The 23952-nt window shown below is 66.3% G+C and carries 28 protein-coding genes and 1 other RNA gene; 15 read left to right on the plus strand and 14 right to left on the minus strand.

What is annotated here, in order from left to right; all coding sequences use genetic code 11:
- The coding region (locus tag BU124_RS08930; protein ID WP_218775101.1) for a hypothetical protein at nucleotides 1-414 on the plus strand (414 nt) is incomplete at its 5' end.
- Between the two features lie 15 nt (nucleotides 415-429).
- Here the strand turns inward: BU124_RS08930 and BU124_RS08935 are convergent.
- The gene (locus tag BU124_RS08935) at nucleotides 430-1233 is read right to left on the minus strand and encodes a glycosyl transferase (protein WP_084862858.1); all 804 of its coding nucleotides are present in this window, start codon (nucleotides 1231-1233) and stop codon (nucleotides 430-432) included.
- Between the two features lie 119 nt (nucleotides 1234-1352).
- Between BU124_RS08935 and BU124_RS14570 the strand changes: the two genes are divergently transcribed.
- Nucleotides 1353-2255 carry a hypothetical protein gene (locus BU124_RS14570; protein WP_143529935.1) on the plus strand — a complete coding sequence of 301 codons (903 nt, stop codon included), beginning with the start codon at nucleotides 1353-1355 and terminating at the stop codon, nucleotides 2253-2255.
- Here the strand turns inward: BU124_RS14570 and BU124_RS14575 are convergent.
- From BU124_RS14575 to BU124_RS15020, 4 genes are all read right to left on the minus strand, one after another.
- Entirely contained in the window at nucleotides 2245-3003 is a 759-nt protein-coding gene (locus tag BU124_RS14575) for a hypothetical protein (protein ID WP_143529936.1), read from the minus strand. The two genes, BU124_RS14570 and BU124_RS14575, sit on opposite strands and share 11 nt — an antisense overlap.
- Before the next feature lie 6 nt (nucleotides 3004-3009).
- Nucleotides 3010-3576 carry a hypothetical protein gene (locus BU124_RS08940; protein ID WP_143529937.1) on the minus strand — a complete coding sequence of 189 codons (567 nt, stop codon included), beginning with the start codon at nucleotides 3574-3576 and terminating at the stop codon, nucleotides 3010-3012.
- A 181-nt stretch (nucleotides 3577-3757) separates the two neighbouring features.
- Nucleotides 3758-4108 carry a glycosyltransferase gene (locus tag BU124_RS08945; protein ID WP_084862862.1) on the minus strand — a complete coding sequence of 117 codons (351 nt, stop codon included), beginning with the start codon at nucleotides 4106-4108 and terminating at the stop codon, nucleotides 3758-3760.
- 168 nt (nucleotides 4109-4276) lie between these two features.
- Nucleotides 4277-4963, minus strand: a complete 687-nt coding sequence (locus BU124_RS15020) for a hypothetical protein (RefSeq protein ID WP_245831658.1) — start codon at nucleotides 4961-4963, stop codon at nucleotides 4277-4279.
- A gap of 113 nt (nucleotides 4964-5076) precedes the next feature.
- Between BU124_RS15020 and dusA the strand changes: the two genes are divergently transcribed.
- The 4 genes from dusA (at nucleotide 5077) to BU124_RS08970 (ending at nucleotide 8169) form a co-directional block, all read left to right on the plus strand.
- The gene (gene dusA, locus BU124_RS08955) at nucleotides 5077-6063 is read left to right on the plus strand and encodes a tRNA dihydrouridine(20/20a) synthase DusA (RefSeq protein WP_084862864.1); all 987 of its coding nucleotides are present in this window, start codon (nucleotides 5077-5079) and stop codon (nucleotides 6061-6063) included.
- A 71-nt stretch (nucleotides 6064-6134) separates the two neighbouring features.
- The gene (locus tag BU124_RS08960) at nucleotides 6135-6581 is read left to right on the plus strand and encodes a cytochrome c (protein ID WP_245831660.1); all 447 of its coding nucleotides are present in this window, start codon (nucleotides 6135-6137) and stop codon (nucleotides 6579-6581) included.
- 56 nt (nucleotides 6582-6637) lie between these two features.
- The gene (locus tag BU124_RS08965) at nucleotides 6638-7450 is read left to right on the plus strand and encodes a sulfite exporter TauE/SafE family protein (protein WP_084862865.1); all 813 of its coding nucleotides are present in this window, start codon (nucleotides 6638-6640) and stop codon (nucleotides 7448-7450) included.
- Nucleotides 7450-8169, plus strand: a complete 720-nt coding sequence (locus tag BU124_RS08970; RefSeq protein ID WP_084862867.1) for a hypothetical protein — start codon at nucleotides 7450-7452, stop codon at nucleotides 8167-8169. Before BU124_RS08965 ends, BU124_RS08970 begins: the two co-directional genes overlap by 1 nt.
- A gap of 10 nt (nucleotides 8170-8179) precedes the next feature.
- Here the strand turns inward: BU124_RS08970 and BU124_RS08975 are convergent, their stop codons facing one another.
- The 6 genes from BU124_RS08975 to cysG form a co-directional block, all read right to left on the minus strand.
- Nucleotides 8180-9031, minus strand: coding sequence for a ferredoxin--NADP reductase (locus BU124_RS08975; RefSeq protein WP_084863057.1), 852 nt, complete (start codon nucleotides 9029-9031; stop codon nucleotides 8180-8182).
- Nucleotides 9032-9116: 85 nt separating this feature from the next.
- Entirely contained in the window at nucleotides 9117-9536 is a 420-nt protein-coding gene (locus BU124_RS08980; RefSeq protein WP_084862869.1) for a DUF934 domain-containing protein, read from the minus strand.
- 12 nt (nucleotides 9537-9548) lie between these two features.
- Entirely contained in the window at nucleotides 9549-10274 is a 726-nt protein-coding gene (locus BU124_RS08985) for a phosphoadenylyl-sulfate reductase (protein WP_084862871.1), read from the minus strand.
- Nucleotides 10264-11928 (minus strand): nitrite/sulfite reductase, encoded by a 1665-nt coding sequence (locus BU124_RS08990; RefSeq protein ID WP_084862873.1) that lies wholly within the window; start codon nucleotides 11926-11928, stop codon nucleotides 10264-10266. Before BU124_RS08990 ends, BU124_RS08985 begins: the two co-directional genes overlap by 11 nt.
- Nucleotides 11928-12239, minus strand: a complete 312-nt coding sequence (locus BU124_RS08995) for a DUF2849 domain-containing protein (protein WP_084862874.1) — start codon at nucleotides 12237-12239, stop codon at nucleotides 11928-11930. The genes BU124_RS08990 and BU124_RS08995 overlap by 1 nt, the downstream gene beginning before the upstream one ends.
- 1 nt (nucleotide 12240) lies before the next feature.
- The gene (gene cysG / locus BU124_RS09000) at nucleotides 12241-13641 is read right to left on the minus strand and encodes a siroheme synthase CysG (protein ID WP_084862876.1); all 1401 of its coding nucleotides are present in this window, start codon (nucleotides 13639-13641) and stop codon (nucleotides 12241-12243) included.
- A gap of 134 nt (nucleotides 13642-13775) precedes the next feature.
- Here cysG and BU124_RS09005 point away from each other — a divergent pair, with 134 nt between their 5' ends.
- The gene (locus BU124_RS09005) at nucleotides 13776-14237 is read left to right on the plus strand and encodes an Lrp/AsnC family transcriptional regulator (RefSeq protein ID WP_084862878.1); all 462 of its coding nucleotides are present in this window, start codon (nucleotides 13776-13778) and stop codon (nucleotides 14235-14237) included.
- 73 nt (nucleotides 14238-14310) lie between these two features.
- Here BU124_RS09005 and ssrA read toward each other — a convergent pair.
- The 3 genes from ssrA to BU124_RS09020 all read right to left on the minus strand — a co-directional run bounded on the left by ssrA (nucleotide 14311) and on the right by BU124_RS09020 (nucleotide 16151).
- Nucleotides 14311-14659, minus strand: a transfer-messenger RNA (tmRNA) gene (gene ssrA / locus BU124_RS09010).
- Entirely contained in the window at nucleotides 14652-15008 is a 357-nt protein-coding gene (locus BU124_RS09015; protein WP_179141891.1) for a DUF4345 family protein, read from the minus strand. The genes ssrA and BU124_RS09015 overlap by 8 nt, the downstream gene beginning before the upstream one ends.
- Before the next feature lie 96 nt (nucleotides 15009-15104).
- Entirely contained in the window at nucleotides 15105-16151 is a 1047-nt protein-coding gene (locus BU124_RS09020) for an extracellular solute-binding protein (protein WP_084862880.1), read from the minus strand.
- Between the two features lie 171 nt (nucleotides 16152-16322).
- On the opposite strand from BU124_RS09020, the gene BU124_RS09025 reads away from it, so the two are divergent.
- The 8 genes from BU124_RS09025 to BU124_RS09060 all read left to right on the plus strand — a co-directional run bounded on the left by BU124_RS09025 (nucleotide 16323) and on the right by BU124_RS09060 (nucleotide 23931).
- Nucleotides 16323-16832 (plus strand): DinB family protein, encoded by a 510-nt coding sequence (locus BU124_RS09025; RefSeq protein ID WP_342743734.1) that lies wholly within the window; start codon nucleotides 16323-16325, stop codon nucleotides 16830-16832.
- Nucleotides 16833-16845: 13 nt separating this feature from the next.
- A complete protein-coding gene (locus tag BU124_RS09030; RefSeq protein WP_084862883.1) occupies nucleotides 16846-17100 on the plus strand; it encodes a hypothetical protein in 255 nt (84 codons plus the stop codon).
- A gap of 181 nt (nucleotides 17101-17281) precedes the next feature.
- Nucleotides 17282-17701, plus strand: coding sequence for a universal stress protein (locus tag BU124_RS09035; protein ID WP_084862885.1), 420 nt, complete (start codon nucleotides 17282-17284; stop codon nucleotides 17699-17701).
- Nucleotides 17702-17759: 58 nt separating this feature from the next.
- Entirely contained in the window at nucleotides 17760-19469 is a 1710-nt protein-coding gene (locus BU124_RS09040; RefSeq protein WP_084862887.1) for a BCCT family transporter, read from the plus strand.
- A gap of 121 nt (nucleotides 19470-19590) precedes the next feature.
- Complete coding sequence (locus tag BU124_RS09045; protein WP_084862889.1) at nucleotides 19591-21006, plus strand: cryptochrome/photolyase family protein; 1416 nt, start codon at nucleotides 19591-19593, stop codon at nucleotides 21004-21006.
- 102 nt (nucleotides 21007-21108) lie between these two features.
- Complete coding sequence (locus BU124_RS09050) at nucleotides 21109-22317, plus strand: SAM-dependent methyltransferase (protein ID WP_084862891.1); 1209 nt, start codon at nucleotides 21109-21111, stop codon at nucleotides 22315-22317.
- Nucleotides 22318-22354: 37 nt separating this feature from the next.
- Nucleotides 22355-22795: a TrgA family protein gene (locus BU124_RS09055; protein ID WP_084862893.1), complete on the plus strand. Its 441-nt coding sequence runs from the start codon at nucleotides 22355-22357 to the stop codon at nucleotides 22793-22795.
- The gene (locus BU124_RS09060; protein WP_084862895.1) at nucleotides 22795-23931 is read left to right on the plus strand and encodes an NUDIX domain-containing protein; all 1137 of its coding nucleotides are present in this window, start codon (nucleotides 22795-22797) and stop codon (nucleotides 23929-23931) included. The genes BU124_RS09055 and BU124_RS09060 overlap by 1 nt, the downstream gene beginning before the upstream one ends.
- Nucleotides 23932-23952: the final 21 nt, after the last annotated feature.

Here is a 23952-nt window from a genome sequence, read left to right on the forward strand (position 1 = left end):
CCGCCTTGGCAGGTCAGTTCTTACAATCAGGCGTTCAAGATGCGGCGCGTGACCGAGCCCTTCGACCAGTGGCGCTTGCGCAACGACAATCTGCATGGACCGGACCAGATCATCGCCAGCCTTCGCGATGTCTTGGGTGACCGCTTGAAGGCTGTACGAATGGAGGATGACCTCCGCGACGGGCGTATTATGGGGCAGGCACTCCTCGAGCTTGCCGGGGTCCCATCGGATCAAATTTCCGCGCTAGCACCGCCAGCCAGGTCAAACGAGAGCCTGCCAGCGCCCGCGATCGAGCTTTTGCAGCGGGTCCACAAGACCCCCGGCATCCGCCGACGCCAGTACCGAGAGCTGGTCCGGCTTTTCGCCCGGCATCCCGAGTTCTTCGCACGTGACACAAGCCGAGGAAGCAAATGACAAGGGCGAAATGCCTCACTCGCGCCAGGCGTCGCGCACCCAGGGCGTTGGCCGCAGGTATCCCCGCAGATGGCGCGCAAGGCTGCCCCGCCGGTCGCCGCGCAATCCCGCCCTTACATGCGCCCAGGGCGTGCGGACGGGCACATTCCCGAACCGGCGTCCGACAATGGCATCCGCGGGGTTCAACCCGCCCGGGAAGATCACGACACGCGCCGAGGGCGGCAACTTGGGGGGCAGGACATAGTTGACCGGAAAGGTCCGCACGCAGTGCCAGCGGAAGGTCGCGACCCAGCCTCGCGGCCAGAAGGTCACGCCGCCGGGCGCGCGTTGCGTGACGAAGCGCTGCTCGAAACCATAGGTTTCGGCGATCTTCTGCGGGTCTGCCAGGAACTCGTCGCGGAGAGGGGCAAGCGCGCCGATCGGAAAGCGGAACAGCGAGGTCTGCCCCAGCCGCTCGAAAGGGGTATTCGCGTTGCGCGTGAGGATGACGTCGTCGGGGTGGCCATGGGTAAAGAACGGGTCGAGGGTCCCCGTCACCACGACGTCGAGATCCATGAAGAGCACGGGCCCTGACAACCCGCCCAGATCAGGCCGCCACAGCCGGGACTTGCCCCAGATCCCTTGCCGCGTGCGCGGCATCTCGCAGCCCAGATCGGGCAGCGGGATGACCTCGACCTCGGGGCGCAGGCCTTCTGCCGAATCGGTGGTGCAATAGAACCGGAAGGGCGGCGTGATGTTGCGCGCCACCATGCCGTACAGGCGGTTGACGTAGTCGGGGCCATATTTTTGGCCCCATCGGATGCAGAGGAGCTGTTTCACACCGAGCCTAGCTCCATTCTAAACTGTCCCATTTTCCGAGCATTTGCGTAAACACATCAATTGAGGCATAGATCATCGCGGTGGGATGGACAAGTCAGTGACGATATTTATCCGCCATCATGAACGGTAAACTTGAGGCAGCATCTATGATGGACGAATTGGAGAGAAGAAAATTCCTAAAACGCATTGACCGCAGATCAAATTTTTGCACCATGTTCTATCGTATAAGTGGGAATGAAAAACGGTCCCTCACACACTACATCCGTTTGCTGCCAAAGACTATGAAAATGCTGTGTGGTAATATTTTATATTTATACTGCGAAGACATGGAAATAGCAGAAGCTTTTGCGAAAGAGGCAGAAAAATGGAATGTCGAGATTGTTGTTATTGAAATTCCATTAGAGGATTTGCCGACGAGACAGATCATCGAGCCAATCATAACTACTTGCAAAAATTCTTCTGAAGCTGATCATGCCGAGGCCCAAAACCATCCACGAGACAAAGGGACCAGGCATTACAGGAGAGATTTTCTGGGTTCGGGAGAGAATGCATTTCGCGACCTTCTGACAGTCTGGACGTCGAAGATATCCTTGGCGCGACAAGCCGCAGAGTACGAACCTGAAGCACAAATGGCTTGGGTCGACGCTTCCGTTGCAAAATTTAATTACAGTCGTACCAATTGGAATTTTCGAGAATTAGAGCTTCCAAGCTGCAAAATAAGCCACTATGCCAGCCCAATGTTTTTTGGGTCATCTCCACTCCCAATAAATGCAAGTTTCTTAAGTTCTTCTAGCAAAATGTGGATCAAGCTCGAAGATCTTTTCCTCGAACAGCTCAAAACGAGTTCTGTGGATGGATACATCCACGACGAGGAGACAGTTTTGGGGCTGATAGTAGAAAGGTACCCAGAAATGTTCTGGGTCCTCGGAAAGCCAGTTAGAGGGGTGAGGCGTGCACCGCTCTTTATAAATGGTGGCATGAAAAATATAATTTCAAGATACAAAATCGTTCCTAATAAATGAACCTATGTGCATCTATCTCTGATCGGTAGAGATTATAAATTAGCTCCTTTGTCTCATTGGTATAAAAACTTCTGTAACTAGCCTCTTTTTTCTTCCTATGCCCATCTTTGGCACGCGGCAACCAGCCATCCCAAGGCAACCCCAAGGATCCGAGGGCTGCGGAAAGGTCGCCTTCAAGATGGTCGTATCGAATAACATGATCAGAAATGATTTTACCATCAATCGTATAGAGTGGCCAGTTGTCGTGAAATTCCAAAGGAATGATTCCATTGAGGCTCTCGCCCGCCGCCAAGGCCCTGACGTAATTTGAAAAATCAGGCGGGCGGCGTATGGCCTTGGTCCGCCAAAAAAAGTCTGAAACGGTCTTTTCCCAAGGGTTGCGAACGACGCAGAGCTTTCGGCAGTCAGACCACTCTTTTGGAAAGGCGGTGGCGACGGTGGCTGCTGGGGCATGGGGTGGCTTGCGTCCAAGGAGTGGCCGATATGCGTGGTCAATCGACCGAGCGATGGCCCGACCGGCAAAGCGACCTCCGAGCATCTGGGCGGACGCTACAAATACAGGAGCCTGCGCGCGGGCCTCCCTCATTACTCGCGTTGTCAGAGAGATCCCGTTTGCCAACGTTTCTGGAATCGCGCTGATCTGCAAATCTTCGCTGTCCAAAAAACGCGCCAAAGACACGCTTATGGAACTACCTGCTGCCTTTCGATTATGCAGGAAGATAAAGCCCCGGCTACGACAGATAATCATCCCGCCTCACTTGCCAAAAAAACGGGGCCGCCGATGAGCGATTTCGGCCTTGAGGCGCCGCATCAAGGGGCTCAGCCGGCGCGTTCGGCTATTGCCGATGTCATGGAAATCCTCGGGGTTCAAGCCATACCGAGGCAGGGCTGCGACAAGGTCGGCGGGACTGTCCTTGTCGATGTCGAACTCCACGAGTTGCCCGGGTCTGTCCGCCATGTGGGCGCGAACGGCGGACAGCCGCGCGTCCCAGTCCGTACGCCAGGCCTCGGTCAAAGCGGCCTCGTCCGACAGGCCACGCGCGGCCATTTCGCGGCGGGCGAACTCTCCATGTCCGTGGCGCAACCGGCTCGTGATCCAGGCTTCGCGATCCCGCAGGTTCAGCAAGAGGATCGTGCCGGGATAGTGTTGGATGATCTCGCGAAACGCATCGGCCCCATCGTAGGTGTGGCGTCCATCGTTGACCATGAGGTCGCAGTAAAAGACGTAGTCTTCGAATGTCTCTAGTGGACGGCGCCCTGCCTCTAGGTTGGTGCGGATAACCGCGCCGGCCCGACGTGGCACCGGCCAGCGATCACGCACCTTGTGATGGACAACCTGGTGTCCGGCGCGTGCAAACATCTGCGCGAGCGCGCGCGTGGCGCACTTGTTGAACCCGACGGACACAACACGTGGCAAGGCCCCATGTTGCGTCGCCTCCGGCAGGTGAGCCGACCCCTGCGCTGTGGATCGAGCAAACCGGGGTTGACCGGAGCCGGGCGCCTCAGACATGGGAATAGCCGTTGTCATGATGAGATGACCTCGGACATGAAGCCGGGTGCAGCAGGCAGTCATCACCGATAAAAATCAGGTAATCCGCGCTGGACGAGGCGATCGCCTTGTTCAAGGCGGCGCTGCTTTTGCGAAGGCCGTCGTCTTCATGCCAGCAGTGACGCATATCGACACCGGGGCACCCCGCCCGGACCCGCTCGATCACATCCCGGGTTCGATGATCGGATCCAGCGTCAGCGATGCAAATGCTGTCGGGCTTGCGGACCTGGCGGATCGCCGTGAACAGGCAGACGTCAAGGTATGTCGGCTTGTCATACGTCGCGATGATCAGTTCAGAGCGCATGGTTTCCTCGTCATCGCGATGCAGCCGGTCCTTGCTACTCGATCGGGTGATAGCCGCCGTTCGACGGGCCAAGTCCAGTGATAATGCCTGTTTGGCACAGCGGCCACCCCGATCTGACGTCGGGACGTATGACTGCGTAGGGATTGCCGGGGCGTTGGATGGCCGGTATCAGCTTTGCCACACAAGGTGCCACGACACCGTCTGAGCACGGCTGCGGCTCAGGAGACCTCGGGGGGCCGTGGCCACCGCGAACCTGACGATGCATCTCGTCGGCAGGGTCAGGCGTTCGTTGTTATCGAAGCAACGGAACAGGCGGTTAAACTCATCGACGGTAGGGCGACGATCCCGCTCTGCGCCCTTGCCGATTAGTCCGAGACGCTTGAGCGCGACGCGCGCCAGATCAACGGGCTCCGGAGAGATATCGAGCCCGTGCACGGCTGCCGCGTGGGTGATGATCATCTTGATCACCCCGATATCGATCCCGAGCGTCACCGGGCCCGCGCCTTGCTCCGCCCGCATCTTGCCGTAGTCGATCAGTTTTTGCCGGTCGACGTGGCCGATCTTCTCTCTGCCCAGATCGCGCTTGAGCGTCGTAAGCGTGGCGGCCTTATTGCCACGCGGCGGTTTCCCTACCTCGCACATATGGGTTATAGACTCGTCGACGAGGTCGCCAAAGGTCTGGAGGCAGGAAGCGGCCGACTTGTTCGGCGCCAGCCCCTGATCGATCCGGGTCTCCGCTTGGCGGGTCCAACGATGGGCGTCGTCGCGGGGGAGGAACGTCTCGCTCGCGTAGCGGCCCTTTCGTCTGATCTGGACCCGGTAGGCACCGGAGGGGAGCCTGGTGATGGAGGCCATTTTCGTGTGCGCTGTGTGTGCAATGAGACGTCGTAGAGGGGCAAATTCAGGGATATTGGGGCGTATTCCAGCGTAGCAGCATCCGCCACCAACAGTTTGAAGATACACAAAAAATGCAAATAAATCACCACGCTAGATTGTCCGTGGCCCCCATGATGGACTGGACCGACCGGCACTGCCGGGTCTTTCACCGGATCATGTCACGCCAGACGCTGCTCTATACCGAGATGGTCACGGCCCCCGCACTGGTGCGCGGCGGGGCGCGGCACCTGCTGCGCTTCGATCCGGTGGAACAGCCGGTGGCGCTGCAACTGGGCGGTGCCGACCCGGCGGAGCTGGCGCAAGCCGCGCGCATGGGCGCGAACGAGGGCTACGGCGAGATCAACCTGAACGTCGGCTGCCCAAGCGATCGGGTCAAGTCCGGCTGCTTCGGCGCGGTCCTAATGGAGCGGCCGGCGCTGGTGGCCGAGTGCTGTGCCGCCATGATCGCCGCCCAGCCCGCCGAGGTCACGGTGAAATGCCGCATCGGCGTGGACGACCAGGACCCCGCGCAGGTGCTGCCAGATTTCCTGGACACGATCCGCGCCGCCGGGGTGCGGCGGGTCACGATCCATGCCCGCAAGGCCTGGCTGGCGGGGCTTTCGCCCAAGGAAAACCGCGATATTCCGCCGCTCGACCATGACCTTGTGCACCGGATGAAGGCCGCGTTTCCCGATCTGCACATCTCGATCAACGGCGGCATCGCCTCGCTGGCCGCGGCGCGGGCGCATCTGGAGCGCGGGATCGACGGGGTCATGATCGGGCGCGCGGCCTATCACAGCCCCGCCGATATCCTGCTGGACGCGGACCGGGCGATCTTCGGCGGTGCCCCCGGCCCGGACCGCCACGCGGTGGTCGAGGGAATGCGCCCCCATATCGCGGCCCACCTGGCCGAGGGCGGCAAGCTGGCGCAGGTCACGCGGCACATGCTGGGCCTGTTCGCCGGCCTGCCGGGGGCGCGGCACTGGCGGCGGATGCTGTCGGAACAGGGTCACCGCGACGGCGCCGGGCCCGAGGTTCTGGACCGCGCGCTGGCGGCCATGGAACAGGCGGCGGCCTGACCGCTTGGCCCCGGGCGCTATCCGGGCTATGGCGTGCCTGCAGACTGGCAAAACTGGCGAAAGGCGTTCCAATGAAATGGATGATCTCAAGTCTGGCCGCTATGGCGCTGGCCGGCACGGCGCTTGCACACAGTGGCGCCACGGGCGTGGTCAAGGACCGCATGGCGGCGATGAAGGCCATGGCCGACGCGCTGGAGGTGATCGTGCCCATGACGCGCGGCGAGCGCGCCTATGACCCGGGCGCCTATGCCGCCGCGGCACGCCGCATCGCCGCCGAGGCCGGCCGGCCGCTGGTGGATAAGTTTCCCGAGGGGTCGACCCAGGCCCCCACCGAGGCCGCGCCGGCGATCTGGACTGATTTCGCCCGCTTTTCGGACCTGTCGATGACCCTTGAACGCCGCGCGGCGGCGCTGGCGCAGGCTGCCGACAACGCGGCAGAGGTGCCGCGCGGCGCGTTCCGGGACATGGCGCGGACCTGCAGCGCCTGCCACGAGGACTACCGGATCGAGACGGACTGAACCCTGATAGGGCCGCGCGGCCTTCGAAGACGCGCGAGGCAACGCCCGGAGGACCAATGCCCGACGTGACACTTCTGATCGGCATGGCGGCCATGCTCCTGGCCATCGGGGCCTTTGCCGGGGTTCTGGCGGGCTTGCTGGGTGTGGGCGGGGGGATCGTGCTGGTGCCCGCCTTCTATTACGCCTTTTCAGGGCTGGGCTATGATAGCCCGCAGCTGATGCAGATGTGTCTGGCGACCTCGCTGGCGACGATCATTGTGACCTCGGCGCGCTCGGTGCTCAGCCACCATCGCAAGGGCGCGGTAGATTGGGACATCCTGCGCGGCTGGGGGCCGGGCATCGCGCTGGGCGCGGCCGTCGGCGTGGCCGTGGCCGCGCAACTGCGCTCGGAGGTGCTGCAGGCCATGTTCGGCGGGCTGGCCTTTGCGGTGGCGCTCTACATGGTGCTTGGGCGCAGCGACTGGCAACTGGGCACCGCCATGCCGGGCGGGCCGGTCAAGTGGCTGCTCTCGCCGCTCATCGGGCTGCTCTCGGTGCTCATGGGGATCGGCGGCGGCAGTTTCGGCGTGCCGGTCATGACGCTCTACGGCCGTCCGGTGCACCGGGCCGTGGCCACCGCCGCGGGCTTCGGCGCGATCATCGCGGTGCCGGCGGTGCTGGGGTTCCTGCTGGTGGACATGGCCTTGGCGCCGCCGCTCTCGCTGGGGGCGGTGAACTTGGGGGCCTTCGGGCTGGTCGTGGCCATGACCCTGATCACCGCACCCTGGGGCGCGGCACTGGCGCACCGGCTGGACCCGAAACCGCTCAAGCGGGTCTTCGGGGCCTTCCTGATGCTGGTGGCGCTGAACATGCTGCGCCAGGGGCTGTGATGGTGGACGGGCGCGGATACGCGGTCCTGCGCGAGGTAGAGGGCCTGCCCGCCTGGGCCGAGGCGGCGCGCGGCCTTGCCGAGGTCGCGCTGGACGACCAGGCGCTGCGCGACCGCTGGCTGCGCCACGATGGCACCTGGTTCGTCGGCGTCGAGGTGCTGGCGAATGACCCTGACGGCAGCCTTGGCGGCGTGCCACTGCCGGCCGCGCTGCGCGGCATCTGGCCGGGTAGCTGGCACCGGGCGCAACTGTCGGCGATCTATCCGGGCTATCCCGGGCGTGACCCGGGCGAAAGCGACGCTGCCCACCGCTTTCGCCGCATCCGCTGCGGGGCGCATGTGGACGGGCTGCACCTCGAAGGGGGGCGGCGCGTGCTGCGTGAACCGCATGCGTTCATCCTCGGGATCGGTCTGTCGGATGTCGCGGCCAGCCCGCTGGTGGTCTGGGAGGGCAGCCACGAGATCATCCGCGCCGCCCTGGACGGGGCCGAGGCGGGCGATGACGTGACCGAGGCCTACAAGGCCGCCCGCGCCGATGTCTTCGCGCGCTGTGCCAAGGTGCCGGTGCCGGTGCAGAAGGGCGAGGCGGTGCTCGTCCACCGGCTGGCCGTGCATGGCATCGCGCCCTGGGCGGGCGCCGCGGGGCGCGACCCGCGCCTTATTGCCTATTTTCGACCCCTTTTCGCGCGGGCGCGGGACTGGACGGCGCGGCACCCCTGAGCGTGGCCCGTCAGTCGAGAAAGGCCTTTTCCACCACGTAATGGGCCGGTTTGGAATTGGCGCCTTCCTCGAGCCCGTAGTCCTCGAGCATGGCCTTGAGTTCGAGGTTGAAGTCCAGGTTGCCGCAGATCATCGCCCGGTCGCTCTCGGGCGACAGGGGCGGCACGCCCAGCTCCTCGAAGGCCTGGCCAGAACGCATCAGGTCGGTGATGCGGCCCATGCGCGGGCTCTCTTCGCGGGTGGTCGTGGCGTAGTAGTGGACCTTGTCCGCGAACCCCTCGCCGATCAGTTCGGCGAGCAGTTCGTCCTGTCGGATGCTCTCGATCAGTTCCGCGCCGTAGGTCAACTCGCCCACCTCGCGACAGGTGTGGGTGATGAAGACCTCGTCGTAATCCTCGTAGGTCTGCGGATCGCGCAGAAGCGAGGCGAAGGGCGCGAAGCCGGTGCCGGTGGCGAAGAACCAGATGCGCTTGCCCGGCAGCAGCGCGTCGTGGACCAGCGTGCCCACCGGCTTGGGGCGCAGGATGATCCGGTCGCCGGGCTGGATGTGCTGCAACTTGCTGGTCAGCGGGCCGTCGGGCACCTTGATCGAGTAGAACTCCAACTCGTCATCCCAGGAGGGCGAGGCGATGGAATAGGCGCGCAGCAGCGGCTTCTGCTTGCCGGTGTCGGGGTCGGGGTCGCCCATCAGCCCGATCATCACGAACTCACCCGAGCGGAAGCGCAAGGATTGCGGCCGCGTCACCTTGAACGAGAACAGGCGGTCGGTGTAATGGCGCACCTCGCGGACGGTCTGGGCGTCGGGCAGGTCGCGGGTGGCCTTGAGGGCGGCAGCTTCGGTCACGGCGGTCATCTCTGTCATATCTGCGTCGCGGCATGTATCCATGCCACGCCCCTGTCTAGTCGTTGATCCATGTCAGTTAAAGGCCTGTGGCGGGAAGCCCCCCTCACGAGGCCGCGGCGCGCAGCCGCGCCTGGTAATTCCGCGCGCGCCAGTCGGCGCGGGCCAGCCACTGATCCTCGGGCTGGCGGGCGGCCAGGTCGGCGTCGATCTCGACCTCGTCGAAGCCCGACCGCCGCGCCATCGCATACTGGTCGGCGATGACATGGCCCGCGGCGCGCAGCCGTCCGGCGTAGCCCAGCCGCCGCAGCCGCGCGGCCAGGGTGAAGCCGCGCCCGTCCGAGAACGCCGGGAAGGCGATCCGGATCGCGGGGGCGGCCAGCAGGTCGGCCAGCCGGGCCGGGTCCGTGTCGGGGGCCAGGTCCAGCCCGGTGGTGCCGTCATTGGCGGGCCAGTCCTCCAGCGGCACGAAGCCGCCGGTCCGGTCGTCGCACGAAAAGCCGGTATCGGTCACGATCACGCTCATATCCTTGTCCTTTCACTCGGCGGCAGTGCGCACGGGCTTGCCGTCCACGAAATGGATGCCGCATTCGGCCTTGTCCTGCCCCTTCCAGCGGCCCGCGCGCGCATCCTCGCCGGGGGCGACGGGATGGGTGCAGGGCGCGCAGCCGATCGAAGGATAGCCCTTGGTGACCAGCGGGTGACGAGGCAGGCGGTTTTCGGCCATGTAGTCGCGCACATCGGCGCTGTCCCAATGCGCCAGCGGATTGATCTTGAGCCGCGCCGGCGCGCCCGACGGATGCTCGACCTCGAAGAAATCCAGCGCGGCGCGCTGCCCGCCCTGGTAGCGTTTGCGCCCCGTGATCCAGCCGTCATGGGCTTTCAGCGCGGCCTGCAAGGGTTCGGTCTTGCGCAGGGCGCAACAGGCGTCGGGGTCGTGCAGGTGCAGCAGGTTCTCGTTGTCGGCCTCGAACAGACGCGCGCGGTCGGCGCGGATCACCTGCACGTTCTCCAGCCGCAGCCGTTCGGCCACCTCCTGCTGATACACCAGCGTTTCGGCGAACAGCATCTCGGTGTCGATGAACAGCACCGGCACGCGCCGGTCGATGACGGCCGCCATGTGCAGCAGCACCACCGATTCCGCGCCGAAGGAACTGACCAGCGCGATGTCGTCCGGCCCGGCCAGGGCATGCGCCATCACGGCGGTGGCCGAATGGTTGCGGAACCGCCTGTTAAGGGCCTGTGCGCGGGTTTCAAGCGGCATCGGACCGGGCCTCCGGGTAGAGCAGGGCCTTGAAGGGCGCGGGGCCGAGCCGGCGGTAGGCCTGCAGGAAGGTCTCGTCGCGGCCCTCGCGCAGGTCGAGATAGCCCAGCACCAGCCGTTCGATGGCCGGGATGATCTCGTCGGCGGAAAAGCCCGGCCCGGCGCGTTCGCCGATGGCCGCGGTCTCGGTGTGGTCGCCACCCAGCGTGACCTGGTAATTCTCGACGCCCGCCCGGTCCAGCCCGAGGATACCGATATGGCCCACGTGGTGATGGCCGCACGCATTGATGCAGCCCGATATCTTGATCTTGAGCGGGCCGACGTCGTGCTCGACCTTTAGCTCCTCGAACCGCGTCGCGATCTGCTGTGCGATGGGGATCGAGCGTGCGGTGGCCAGCGAACAGTAGTCCATGCCGGGGCAGGCGATGATGTCGGAGACAAGCCCGACATTGGCCGTGGCCAGCCCCGCCTGCGTCAGCGCGGCATGGATCGCGGGCAGGTCGGCCCTGGCCACATGCGGCAGGATGACGTTCTGTTCGTGGCTGATGCGCAACTCGTCGTAGGCGTAGCGTTCCGCCAGGTCCGCCAGCAGGCGCATCTGGTCGGCGCTGGCGTCGCCCGGCGTGGCCCCGTGCGCCTTGAGCGAAACGGTAACGATGGCATGATCCGGCTGCCGGTGCGCGGTCAGGTTGGTATCGGCCCAGGCGCGGTAGACCGGATCGCTGGCGCGGGCCGCCGCGTGCGGGGCCGGTGACTTTGCGACAAATGCGGGCGGCGCGAAGGCGGCCTCGATCCGCGCCAGCATGGCGCGGTCGGCCCCGGCAAAGCCCGGCCGGGTCTGCGCGAATTCCGCTTCGACCAGCCGGCTGATGTCCTCGATCCCGTGTTCGTGCACGGTGATCTTGATGCGCGACTTGAACTTGTTGTCGCGCCGGCCCAGCAGGTTCCAGGTGCTGACCACGGCCTCGACGTAGGCCAGCAGGTCCTCTTGCGGCAGGAACTCGCGAAGCACCTTGCCGATCATCGGGGTGCGGCCCAGTCCGCCGCCGACGATGACGCGATAGCCGATCGCGCCGTCCCGCTCGACGATTTCCAGCCCGATGTCGTGGGCGCGGGTGACGGCGCGGTCATTACGGCTGCCCGAGACGGCGATCTTGAACTTGCGCGGCAGGAACTGGAACTGCGGGTGATCGGTGGACCACTGCCGAAGCAATTCCGCCACCGGGCGGGGGTCGGCGATTTCATCCGCCGCGGCTCCGGCGAAATGGTCGGCGGTGACATTGCGGATGGTGTTGCCGCTGGTCTGGATGGCGTGCATTTCCACGTCGGCTAGCGCCTCGAGGATGTCGGGCACGTCCCGCAGCCGTGGCCAGTTGAACTGGATGTTCTGGCGCGTGGTGAAATGGCCATAGCCCTTGTCCCAGCGCTCGGCGATGTAGGCCAACTGCCGCATCTTGCGGCTGTCGAGCGTGCCGTAGGGGATCGCGACGCGCAGCATGTAGGCGTGCAGTTGCAGGTAAAGCCCGTTCATCAGGCGCAGGGGTTTGAATTCCTCTTCGGTCAGCGCGCCGCTGATGCGGCGCTCCACCTGGGCGCGGAACTGGGAAACCCGTTCGCGCACAAAGGCGTCGTCGAAGTCGTTGTAGTGATACATCACGCCTTCTCCTGCGGTTCGGCCTGCTTGCCATGGGCGTAGTTGGACGGCCCGCGGGTGCGGAACGCCTCGCGGAAATGGGTCGGCTCGGGGCCGTCCGCCCCGGCGGCGGCATCGGCCAGGTAGGCGCCCACGACCAGATGCGCCTCGGCGGCGGCCTCCAGCAGACGCAGCTCGGCGGTGGCGGCATCGGCGATCAGTTCGGCCTGGGCCAGGTCGGGCGACCAGTCTCCCGACGCTGTGCGCCAGACGGCATCGCCCTCCAGCAGGCGGTTGGCGGTGACGACCTTGGGGGTAAAGGGACGGGGCATGTCAGAGGGCCTCCTGTGCCTGCGCGGTCTCGGGCAGGGCGGCCAGCGCGCGGCGCCGGGCCAGCCCGATGAAGGTCAGCGCGGGGCCGGCCAGCCCGGCGCGCTCCATCTCGGGTTCCATCCGGTCCAGCGTGGTCTCCAGCACCCGCTGATCCGGGCAGGAAGCGTTTTCCACCACCGTCACCGGCGTTTCGGGGGCCGCGTCATGCATCAGCAGCCGCCCCTGGATGAAGCGCGCGGCGCGCTTGCCCATGTAGATTGCCGCCACTTCGCCCGGGGCGGCCAGCGCGCGCCAGTCGTGATCGGCAAATCCGCGGGTGTCGTGGCCGGTCAGGAACCGGATCTGGCTGTTGCGGCCGCGTTTCGTCAGGGACTGGCCCAGGCTGGCGCTGGCCGCGGCGGCGGCGGTGATGCCGGGGATGATGGAATAGGGCAGGTCGTGGGTGGCGAGGGCCTCGATTTCCTCGTCCAGCCGGCCGAAGATCATCGGATCGCCGCCCTTGAGGCGCACCACGTGCGCCCCGGCTTGTGCGTGCTCGACGATCAGGGCGTTGATCTCGTGCTGGCCCACGGCGGCGCCGAAGCCGTGCTTGCCCGCCTCGATCAGTTGCGCCTCGCGCCGGGCCAGTTCCAGAACGCCGGCGCTGACCAGCCGGTCGTGGATCACAACGTCGGCGGCATCCAGAGCCTTGCGCGCCTTGAGCGTCAGCAGATCGGGGTCGCCCGGCCCGGCGCCGACAAAATCCACCCGGCCCTGTGCCGGATCGGCGGCGAGGTGCTGCGCCAGCAACGCGTCGAGGCTGTCCTGCACCGCCGGCTCGCCACCCGCCTCCAGCGCCCGGGGGCCGGCGTCGAAGTAATAGTCGGCCCAGAAGGCCCGGCGCGCGCGGCCGAAGGGCAGGGCCTCGGCCATCCGGCGAAAGCCCTTGCCGATGCGCGCCAGCGTCCCGAGGGTCGCGGGCAGGCGGGCCTCCAGGTCGGCCTTGATGCGGCGGGCCAGCACCGGGGCGGCGCCCTCGGTGCCGATGGCCACGGTGACCGGGTCGCGGTCGACGATGGCGGGGGTGATGAAGGCGCTGTCGGACAGGTTGTCGACGATATTGACCAGCGCGCCCTCGGTGCGGCCGATATGCGCGGTGCGCGCGTCGAGCGCCGCATCCTCGTCGGCGGCATAGACCAGCGCGGCGCAGAGCGCGTCGCCCGGCTCCATCGCGCGGCGGTGCAGGGTCAGCCGGCCGCGCCCGGCCCAGTCGGCAATCTCGGCCGCCGGATCTGGCGCGAAAACCGTGATCCGCGCGGTGGTCTTGAGCAGCAGGCGCAGCTTGGCCAAGGCCGCCTCGCCGCCGCCCGAGAGCACGACGCGGCGCCCGTCGAGATCGAGGAATATGGGAAAGTGTTGCATCAAAGCCCCTTTGCGTCTGTTCCCAATATAGGAAAACGTCCCGGTAATTGGGAACAGGGCTTGCCAAATAGGGACGCATGTTCCATTCGTGCCGAGAAGACGAATGCCCGTTCACGACAGGGGAAGGTGGCGAAATGTCGGTCCGCATGGACGCGCTCGATCGGAAAATCCTCGAGCAGCTGCAGCACGACGCGAGCCAGTCGCTCGACGAGATCGCCCGGCAGGTGGGGTCATCCAAGACGCCGGTCTGGAACCGGATTCGCAAGATGCGCGAGGCCGGGGTGATCGGTCGGCAGACCGTGCTGCTCGATGCCGAGGCGCTGGGCTTCGAGGCCTGCTTCTTCGTGCTGATCCGCACCAGCGAGCACGAGGCCGACTGGCAGGCGCGGTTCCTTCAGGCCCTGCGCGACCGCCCCGAGGTGCAGGAGGCCCACCGCCTGGCCGGCGATATCGACTATATCCTGAAGGTGCGGGTGCGGAACGCGCGGGCCTACGATGCCTTCTACCAGGCCCTGATCGCCGAGGTGCGGGTGCACAACGTCACCGCGCTGCTGAGCATGGAGGAACTCAAGTCGACGGTGGCGCTGCCGCTGTGAGCGGCGTGGGCGGACACGTCACAGCCCCGCCCCGCCAAAGGCAGAATAGGCTTGTGAAGCTGGGTCGAGGGAAAATGCAGGCTTCTGTTGCCAGGTGCCTGCGAACCCCGCCAGACCTTGCTAGAGGGCTGGGCTTGAAGTTTCGGTCTCGTTACCGCTTAGGCGGCAACGGCGACCGGAGCACGATTGTCGTTGGCAATTATGCTTTGGCGAACCGATAACGGTGGTATCTCACCGGGACAAAGCTAACCCCTTTAGACGTTCGTCGATCCTGTTTCGGCCCCATGATCCCCCAACGAAGGTGTCTGGTGGAGCCGCCGGGTACCGCCCCCGGGTCCGATCCGCTTATTACGGGCGCGTTTATGTCCATAGTCCCGAAGGACTTCTCTAATATGCGGCCTGCGGTCGCTGAGTTCAAGAGGGTCCGGGCCAGTGCGCCCAGAGCAGCCAGGCCGCCGGGGGCCACTCGAAGGCCAGAAAGATCAGCGCCTTTTTCACCGGCGGGCGGTCGCGCAGGATCGACAGCGCACGCCCCGCCCCGGCACCGAGGTAGGCGATGCCGAGGGCGAAATAGGCCGGCGCCCCGGCGACAAGGCACCACAACCCTAGCGCCACGAAGAGCCCGCCCGAGCCGGCGCGCAGCTCGCTCAGGCCCATGGTGCTGCCGGTCGGGGCGAGGTCCAGGGTATCGGCCGTGTAGCGCGGGGCGAGAAAGCCGACGCCGCCGAAGCCGATGGTCAGCAGGGCGATGAGGATGTCGATCAGGGCCATCTCGGGTCTCCTGGGCCGGGACCGCGCGCGGTCGGGATCAAACAGAAAAGGGGCGGCCGCGGCGGGCCGCCCCCTGTCGCCGGTCGGGTCAGGCCCTCAGAATCCGGCCTTGATGCGCTCGAAGGTCTCGATCATCTGCTCGCGCAGCTCGATGTCCAGCGGCCGCTGGGCCAGAACCGGCGCATCGGGCTGGCCCATGCCGACGGAGGCCAGCGTCTCTGCGTCGAAGTTGGCCATGGCTTCGGTGTTGGCATGGGCGTAGCCCCAGGCGTTGACCATGTATTCGGCCGAGGAGGGCTGCAGCCAGGCCTCGACGAAGTCATGCGCCTGCGCCTCGGATCCGGGGCCGTCGACAAGGTTCACGAAGCCGCAGAACCACTGCGAGGAGCCCTCCTCGGCCTCGCGGTTGAAGGCGACCGGGTGGCCCTCGTCGGCCAGGCCGACAAAGCTTTCGTTCCAGGACCAGGCCACGGTGACCTCGCCCGTGGCCATCAGCTGGTTGAGCTCGGCGCCGTCGGTCCAGTAGGTGCGGGCGTTTTCATGCGCGTCGCGCAGCCACTCGGCGGCGCGCTCGAAATCTTCCTGCGTGGCCTGCGTCCAGTCCGTGGTACCGGTGGCGAGGTAGGCGAGCGCGAAACTGTCGTCGACGTTGTCGGGCAGCGAGGTGCGCCCGGCATAGGCGGGATCGGTGAAGATCTGCAGGCTCTCGGCGTCCGCGGCGCTGACTTCCTCGGTGTTGTAGAGCAGGGCCGTTGCACCCTTGTCGGCCGGAATGAAGTAGACGTCGTCGCCGTCGGTGAAGACGGGGTCGTTGCGGAATTCGGCCGCCACGGTGTCATAGGTGGGGATCTGGCTGATGTCCCAGGGCTCGATCAGACCGGCATCGCGCCATTTCTGCACCGAGTGCGGGCAGGGCCGCGAGACATCGGCGCGAAAGCCCGAGCGCAGCTTCTGGAAGGCCTCTTCCTCTTCGCCGAAGAACGCGAAATCGGGGGCGGCGCCGTAGGTGTCGATATATTGCTGGTAGAAGCCCTCTTCCTCGTAGCCCGACCAGTCGAAGACAAGGAGGTCGGGGTCCTGGGCCGAGGCGGCGGTGGCGATGGCCGCGGCGGAGGCCGCGCAGAGATACGTCTTTATGGTCATTCCGGTCTCCCCGTGATTCAGTTTACGCGACGCTACTCAGGCGCGGGGTGCCCCGCAAGGGCCGAAGGCGGGCGCCGCGGCCAGGGTTTGGGCCAGGGCTTGCCGGGGCCGCATCGCTCTGCCAGATTTCCGCCGCGGGGCCGCGTCTGCCCCGGCGAGAGGTCCCGTCCGATGATGATCACGCCCGACTATTGCCGCACCATGGCACGCTACAACCGGTGGCAGAACAAGGCCGTCACCGAGGTGGTCGAGGCGATGCCCCAAGCGGAGCTGACCGAGGACCGCAGGGCCTTCTTCGGCTCGATCCTCGGCACGCTCAATCACCTGCTCTGGGCCGACCTGGTGTGGATGGCGCGGCTCGACGGCGGCGACGGCCCCGGAGTCGCGCTGGTCGACAGCCCGGGCCTTACGCCCGATGTGCGGGAGTGGGCGCGGCGGCGGTTCCTGGCCGACGGGCGCATTCGCGAATGGGCGCTGGCGCTGGACGCCATCGACCTCGTGGGCGATCTGACCTGGTATTCGGGCGCGATGCAGGCCGAGGCGCGCCGGCCCGTCGCGCTCTGCGTCATGCACATGTTCAACCACCAGACCCATCACCGCGGGCAGGTGCACGCGATGCTGACCGCGGCCGGGCAGGACCCCGGCCCGACCGACCTGTTCATGATGCCCGAGACGGCGTGAGAGGCGCGGTGGCATGGCGCTGATGCTTGCCATCCTCGTCGCGGTGATCGCCTTTTTGTGGTGGTCGCACCGGCGCGCGCAGGCCGAGGCCGGCCCGGAACGGCCGAAATGCGTCTGGCTGGCCACCGGCGCGGCGCGCGGACGGCTGCGCGAATACCGCTGCGACACCTGCGGGGCGACCGGATATACCGCCACCAAGGGCCCGCCCGAGACCTGCAAGAGGGATTTCGCCGGGCGCGGGACAGGCAGCCCCGGCAGTCGCTCCTGAACGGGCCGACGTCGTTTTCGCGCCTCCGAGTGCCTCAATCGCTTGTCATCCGTTTCAAACGGCTGTTACGGTTTGCCTCAGGGAAGGGTGGCCGCAGGGCTGTCCGGCCCCCTTGAGAAAAGAGTCGGACCGGCCCCGCGCGGCACTTGCGCGCCCCCGGACCGACCGGACAGGAGGGAACATGTTCAAACATATCATGATGCCTGTCGACCTGGCCCATGCCGACAAGCTGGACCGGGCGATGACAGTGGCCGCCGATCAGGCCAAGCATTACGGGGCCAAGGTGACTTACGTCGGTGTCACCGCGGCCACGCCGGGGTCCGTCGCCCGCACCCCCGAGGAATACGCCGACAAGCTGGCCAAGCTGGCCGCGGCGCAGTCCGAGCTTCACGGGCATCAGGCCGAGTCGCACGCGGTCGTCAGCCACGACCCGGCCGCCGATCTCGACGACAAGCTGATCGAGACGCGCAAGGCGCTGGGGGCCGATCTCGTGGTCATGGCGACGCATCTTCCAAACATGGCCGACATGTTCCTGCCGGGGCACGGCGGCGAACTGGCCCGGCACTCGCAGGTCAGCGTGTTCCTGGTGCGCCCCGCCTGACGGTGCTGTCGATCCGCACGAACAATCAATCTGATAAACAACTGCAGGGAATCCATAGATGTCGGATGAAACGGACATTCAAGGGATACCGACGCCCGAGGGGCACTCGGATATCATCGAGACCGACTACAAGATCGGTCAGGACAATATCGAAACCAAGATCGGGCCCTTCGGGCTCGATATTCACAACCCCGTCTTCGTGATCTCGGGGCTGACCGTGATCGCCTTCGTGGCCTATGCGCTGCTGGCGCCGGGCCATGCCAACGCACTTTTCAACGGAGTTGATGCGAGTGCCGTCGAGGGCTGCGAGCCCGGCGCCTTTTGCGACCTCGGCATGCGCGCCTATCTGACCTCGACCTTCGACTGGTTCTTCCTGTCGGCGGCCAACCTCTTCGTGCTCTTCAGCCTATTCCTGATCGTGTCGCCCTGGGGCGGCGTGCGTCTGGGTGGCACCGAAGCACGCCCCGATTACAGCTATGCCGGCTGGTTCGCGATGCTTTTCGCGGCCGGCATGGGCATCGGTCTGATGTTCTTTGGCGTGCTGGAGCCGGCCTACTACTTCGGCACGCCATGGGGTGACGAGCCGCTGGGCGTTGTCAGGCCCTTCACCGAGGACGGCGCGCTGATCCAGGAAAACGTGGCCGAGGCCCGGCGCATGGCGCTGGCCGCGACCTCGTATCACTGGGCGCTGCACCCCTGGGCGATCTACGCGATCGTGGCCCTGTCGCTGGCGCTGTTCAGCTACAACAAGGGCCTGCCGCTGACGATCCGCTCGGCCTTCTACCCGATCTTCGGCGATCGCGTCTGGGGCTGGACCGGCCACATCATCGACACCCTGGCGGTCTTTGCGACGCTCTTCGGTCTGGCGACCTCGCTGGGCTTCGGCGCGCAGCAGGCCAACGCGGGGCTGGAATACGTCTACGGCATTCCCAACACCACGACAGTGCAGGTCATCCTGATCGCCGCGATCACGGCGGTGGCGCTGGTGTCGGTCGTCCGGGGTCTGGACGGGGGCGTCAAGGTCCTGTCCGAGATCAACATGTCGATCGCCTTCCTGCTGCTTCTGTTCGTGCTCTTCACCGCCGGCGCGGTGTCGATCCTGGCCGAATTCGTGACCGGCCTTGGCGCCTACTTCCAGGAGATCATCCCGCTGTCGACGCCCTTCGGGCGCGAGGATGACGGATACCGGCAGGGCTGGACGGCCTTCTACTGGGCCTGGTGGATCAGCTGGTCGCCCTTCGTGGGGATGTTCATCGCCCGCGTCAGCCGGGGCCGGACCGTGCGCGAATTCATCACCTGCGTGCTGGTGATCCCGAGCATCGTCTGCGTCTTCTGGATGGCCGTCTTCGGCGGCGCCGCGATCAACGACGTCATCGCCAGCCCCGACGCCAGCGCCGTCAAGGCCCAGGTGATCGACAGCTACAACCCGCCGCTGTCGCTGTTTGCCATGCTCGAAGGCCTGCCGCTGGCGGCCATCACCTCGACCATCGGCATCGTGCTGGTCATCGTCTTCTTCGTGACCAGCTCGGACTCCGGCAGCCTCGTGATCGACACGATCACCGCGGGCGGCAAGGTCGACGCGCCGGTGCCCCAGCGCATCTTCTGGTGCACCTTCGAGGGGCTGGTCGCGATCGCGCTGCTTGTCGGCGGGGGTCTGGGGGCCTTGCAGGCCATGGTGATTTCCACCGGGTTGCCCTTCACGATCATCCTTCTGATCATCTGCTACTCGATCCTGCGCGGGCTGATGAGCGAAAAGCGTAACGCCTGACGCCGGTCGCATGACCATCCAAGGCGGGCCGTCCCAACCGGGGCGGCCCGTTTTCGTTAGGCGCCTTGATCCTGCGGGGGCCGGGCTATTTGATTGGCCGGCGAAAGCGAGGGACACGCGAATGACCACCAGCCCGATCCTGCTCTGGTTCCGGCGCGACCTGCGCCTGTCCGATCATCCGGCGCTGTCCGAGGCTGTCGCCTCGGGCCGTCCGGTGATCCCGGTCTTTCTGCACGATGAGGCGGTCGCGGCCCTCGGGGCCGCGCCGAAATGGCGGCTGGGGCTGTCTGTGGCTGCCCTTGCCGAGGCGCTGGAGGCGTGCGGCACGCGGCTGATCCTGCGGCGGGGCCGGGCGCTGGAGGCCCTGCGCGCCCTGATCGCCGAGACCGGGGCCGGCGCCGTTTGGTGGACCCGCGCCTATGACCCCGACAGCATCGCCCGCGACAGCGCCGTCAAATCTGCCCTCAAGGATGACGGCATCGAGGCGCGCTCCTTTCCCGGCCATATCCTGTTCGAACCCTGGACGACCCAGACCGGGACGGGCGGGTTCTACAAGGTCTACACCCCGTTCTGGAAGGCGGTGCGCGACCGTGACGTGGCCGCGCCGCAGCCCGCCCCCGGCCGCATCCCCGCGCCTGACACCTGGCCGGCCTCGGACCGTCTGGACGACTGGCGCCTGGGGGCCGCGATGGACCGCGGCGCGGCCGTGGTCGCCGATCATGTCACCGTGGGCGAGGCGGCCGCGCGGGACCGTCTGGCGGCCTTCATCGACGGCCCCGTCGCCGACTACGACACGGCGCGCGATTTTCCCGCCGGTGACGGCACCTCGCGGCTGTCGGAAAACCTGACTTACGGCGAGATTTCCCCGGTCGCGCTCTGGCACGCCGGCCAACGCGCCATGGCCGCGGGCAAACCGGGCGCAGAGACCTTCCTTCAAGAGGTCGTCTGGCGCGACTTCGCCTATCACCTCGTCTATCACACACCGCGCATCACCCGCGAAAACTGGCGCCCCGAATGGGACGCCTTTCCCTGGAACACCGACGAGACCGAGGCGGTAACACGCTGGAAACAGGGCCGCACGGGCGAGCCCTTCGTCGATGCCGCCATGCGCGAAATGTATGTCACCGGCACCATGCACAACCGCGCGCGGATGATCGTCGCCTCCTACCTGACCAAGCACCTGCTGAGCCACTGGCGCATCGGCCAGCGCTGGTTCGAGGATTGCCTGATCGACTGGGACCCGGCCAGCAACGCCATGGGCTGGCAATGGGCCGCCGGGTCGGGCCCCGATGCCACGCCCTATTTCCGGGTCTTCAACCCGGCCACCCAGCTGGAAAAGTTCGACCGGGGCGGTCACTACCGCCACCGCTGGATCGCCGAGGGCGTCGCCAGGCCCAGCGCCACCGCGCTGGCCTATTTCGACGCGGTCCCCCGGTCCTGGGGGCTGTCGCCGTCGCAGGCCTATCCCGCCCCCATCGTGGACCTGAAAGCGGGGCGCGAGCGCGCGCTAGAGGCCTACCGCAACCGCGACTTCTGAGCGCCCGTGACAGCCCGATTGCGACCCGCTAACAGGACGGCGAAACCAATTGCCGCGCCGGCACGTAATAGCCTGAAACAGGCCAAGAACGGAACCGACCAGATGATCCTGACCACCACCGAGGGCCAGCGCGATCTGCCCCGCTATTTCAACCCCGTTTTCGACAAGCTCAAGGCGCTGCCGCGCGGGCGGTTGGATATCACGCTGCCCGATGGGCGGCAGTTCCGCGTCGAGGGGCGCGACCCGGGCTATGTCGCGCAGCTGGAGGTCCACGACCCCGAGGTCTTCGCCCGGCTGATCCGCGAGGGAGATCTCGGCTTCAGCGAGGCCTACATGGACGGCGACTGGTCCACGCCGGACCTCATGGCCTTCATGGACCTGGTCCACGACGAGGCCGATGATGTCTACGACGGCTTCCCGGGCCAGGGGCTTGTGCGCGCCTACGAGAAGCTGCGCTTCTGGCTGCAGTCCAATTCCAAGCGGCAGGCGCGCAGGAACATCTCTTATCACTATGACCTGGGCAACGATTTCTACGGGCTCTGGCTGGACGACACGATGACCTATTCCTCGGCTCTGTTCGAGACCGGACAGGAAAGCCTCGACCGCGCGCAGACCCGGAAATATGCCTCGATGGTCGATCAGATGGGCGCGCAGCCCGGCGATCATGTCCTCGAGATCGGCTGCGGCTGGGGCGGCTTTGCCGAATACGCCGCGCGCCACCGCGGCCTCAAGGTCACCGGGCTGACCATCAGCGAAGAGCAGCTCAATTACGCCCGCGACCGGATTGCCAAGGCCGGCCTGTCGGACCGGGTCGAGTTCAAGCTGCAGGATTATCGCGACGAGCGCGGCACCTACGACGGTATCGCCAGCATCGAGATGTTCGAGGCCGTCGGCGAACGCTATTGGCCGGCCTATTTCGAGACGCTGCGCAACTGCCTCAAGCCCGGCGGGCAGGCGACGCTGCAGGTGATCCTGCTTCAGGACAAGCGGTTCGAGGCCTACCGCCGCGGCGTCGACTTCATCCAGAAATACATCTTTCCCGGCGGCATGCTGCCCGCCCCCAAGGTGCTGCGCGCCGAGATCGAGCGTGCGGGTCTCAGTGTCGTCCGCTCGGTCGAGTTCGGCCAGAGCTACTCGGACACGCTGCGGCGCTGGTACGAGACGTTCAACGCAAAGTGGGACGAGGTCGCCGCGCTTGGCTTTGACGATCGCTTCCGGCGGATGTGGAACTTCTATCTTACCTCTTGCGCCGGGACCTTCCGCAGTGGAATCTGTGACGTGACGCAGATCACGGTGACCCGCGGGGCCTGACATCGGCCCGGGCCGCCCGCACGAGGGGAGCAAGGCCATGCCGACAGCCGCGCGGCTTACCGGGGCGATCCTGTTCGGAGCGCTCGCGTGGTATGTCTCGGGCCTGATCGTGCCGCGGTTCCCCGAGGGCACCGACCTTGGCTACTTCGTCGTGGTGAACACCGTGATCGGCGTCCTCTGCGGCTGGCGCCTGGCCGGGCCGCGCGCCGGGGACGGCTATGTCGATGCCTTTGGCACCGGCGTGACGACCACCGTGGCGCTGGTGCTCGTGGCGCTCTTTACCAACTCGCTGGTGGTGATGATCGAGAACAGCCTGCGCAAGTTCTACGATACCCCGGTCGAGGCCGTCGTGGCCATCTTCGAGCTGATGCTGGAGCATGGCCAGCTCATGGCGACACCGCTGATCCTGGGCACGCTGGCGATCGGGGGCGTGGTGGCCGGACTGGGGACCGAGTTCATCGGGCGGCGGTACAGTTGATGGCCGAGACACCCGCCGATGGGACCCGGCCCGTTTTCCTGTTCGGCACGCTCCTGCACCACCCGCTATTCGAGGCGGTCGCGGGCGAGGCAGCCACGTTCCAGCCCGCCCGGCTGCCCCGGCACCGGGTGGCGCGGGTGGCGGGGCAGGATTTCCCGGTAATGGTGGCCGGGGGTGCGGCGGCCTACGGCGCGCTGGTCGCCGATCTGTCGCCACGCGCCCGCGCGCGGTTGGATTATTACGAGGCCGCTTTCGGCTATCATCCTGCCAAGATCGAGGTGATCAACGCCACCGAGCGCCCGGTCGCGGCGCTGGCCTATCTGCCCGCCCCCGGCCTGTGGCAGGCCGCGCCCGAGGACTGGTCGCTGGGCACCTGGATCGCCGACCACGGCGCGCGCACCTGCGAGGCCGCCGCCGAGGCCATGGCGCTGCACGGCCGGGTTCCCGCGCCGGTCATGGGCAAGCGCCACGCGCAGATGCTGGCCCGGGCCGACAGCCGCCTGCGCGGCGCCGCGACCCCGCCCGCGGGCGGACCGCCGCGCGAGGCGGTCACGCTGCTGGACCTGCGCCGCCCCTACATCAATTTCTTCGCCGCCGAGGAACTGGACCTGCAGTTCCGCCGCTTCGACGGGCAGATGAGCACGCCGGTGGAACGCGCGGTCTGGTGTGCCGGGGATGCCGCCCTCGTGCTGCCTTACGACCCGCGGCGCGACCGGGTGCTTCTGGTCGATCAGTTCCGCGTCGGCCCCTACCGGCGCGGCGACCCCTCGCCCTGGATCAGCGAGCCCGTGGCGGGCCGTATCGACCCCGGCGAAACCGCAGAGGAGGCCGCCCGGCGAGAGGCCGCCGAGGAGGCCGGTGTGGCCTTTCGCGCGCTGGAGTGTATCACCGCGAGCTATGCCAGCCCCGGCACCACCACCGAGCATTTCCACATCTTCGTCGGCATTGCCGACTTGCCCGACGATCTGCCCGGGCCGGGCGGCAAGGCCGACGAGGACGAGGACATCCGCTCGCATCTCATGGACTGGGCCGATTTCGACGCACGGCTTGTCGCGGGCGGTTTCCGCCTGGTGCCGCTGGAACTGGCCGGGCACTGGCTGGCGCGAAACCGGGACAGGTTGCGCGCATCGGCTTGATGTTGGCCGGTGCGGGACATA

This window comes from Salibaculum halophilum (genome assembly GCF_002094885.1).
In the GTDB taxonomy this organism is placed as follows: Bacteria; Pseudomonadota; Alphaproteobacteria; order Rhodobacterales; family Rhodobacteraceae; genus Salibaculum; species Salibaculum halophilum.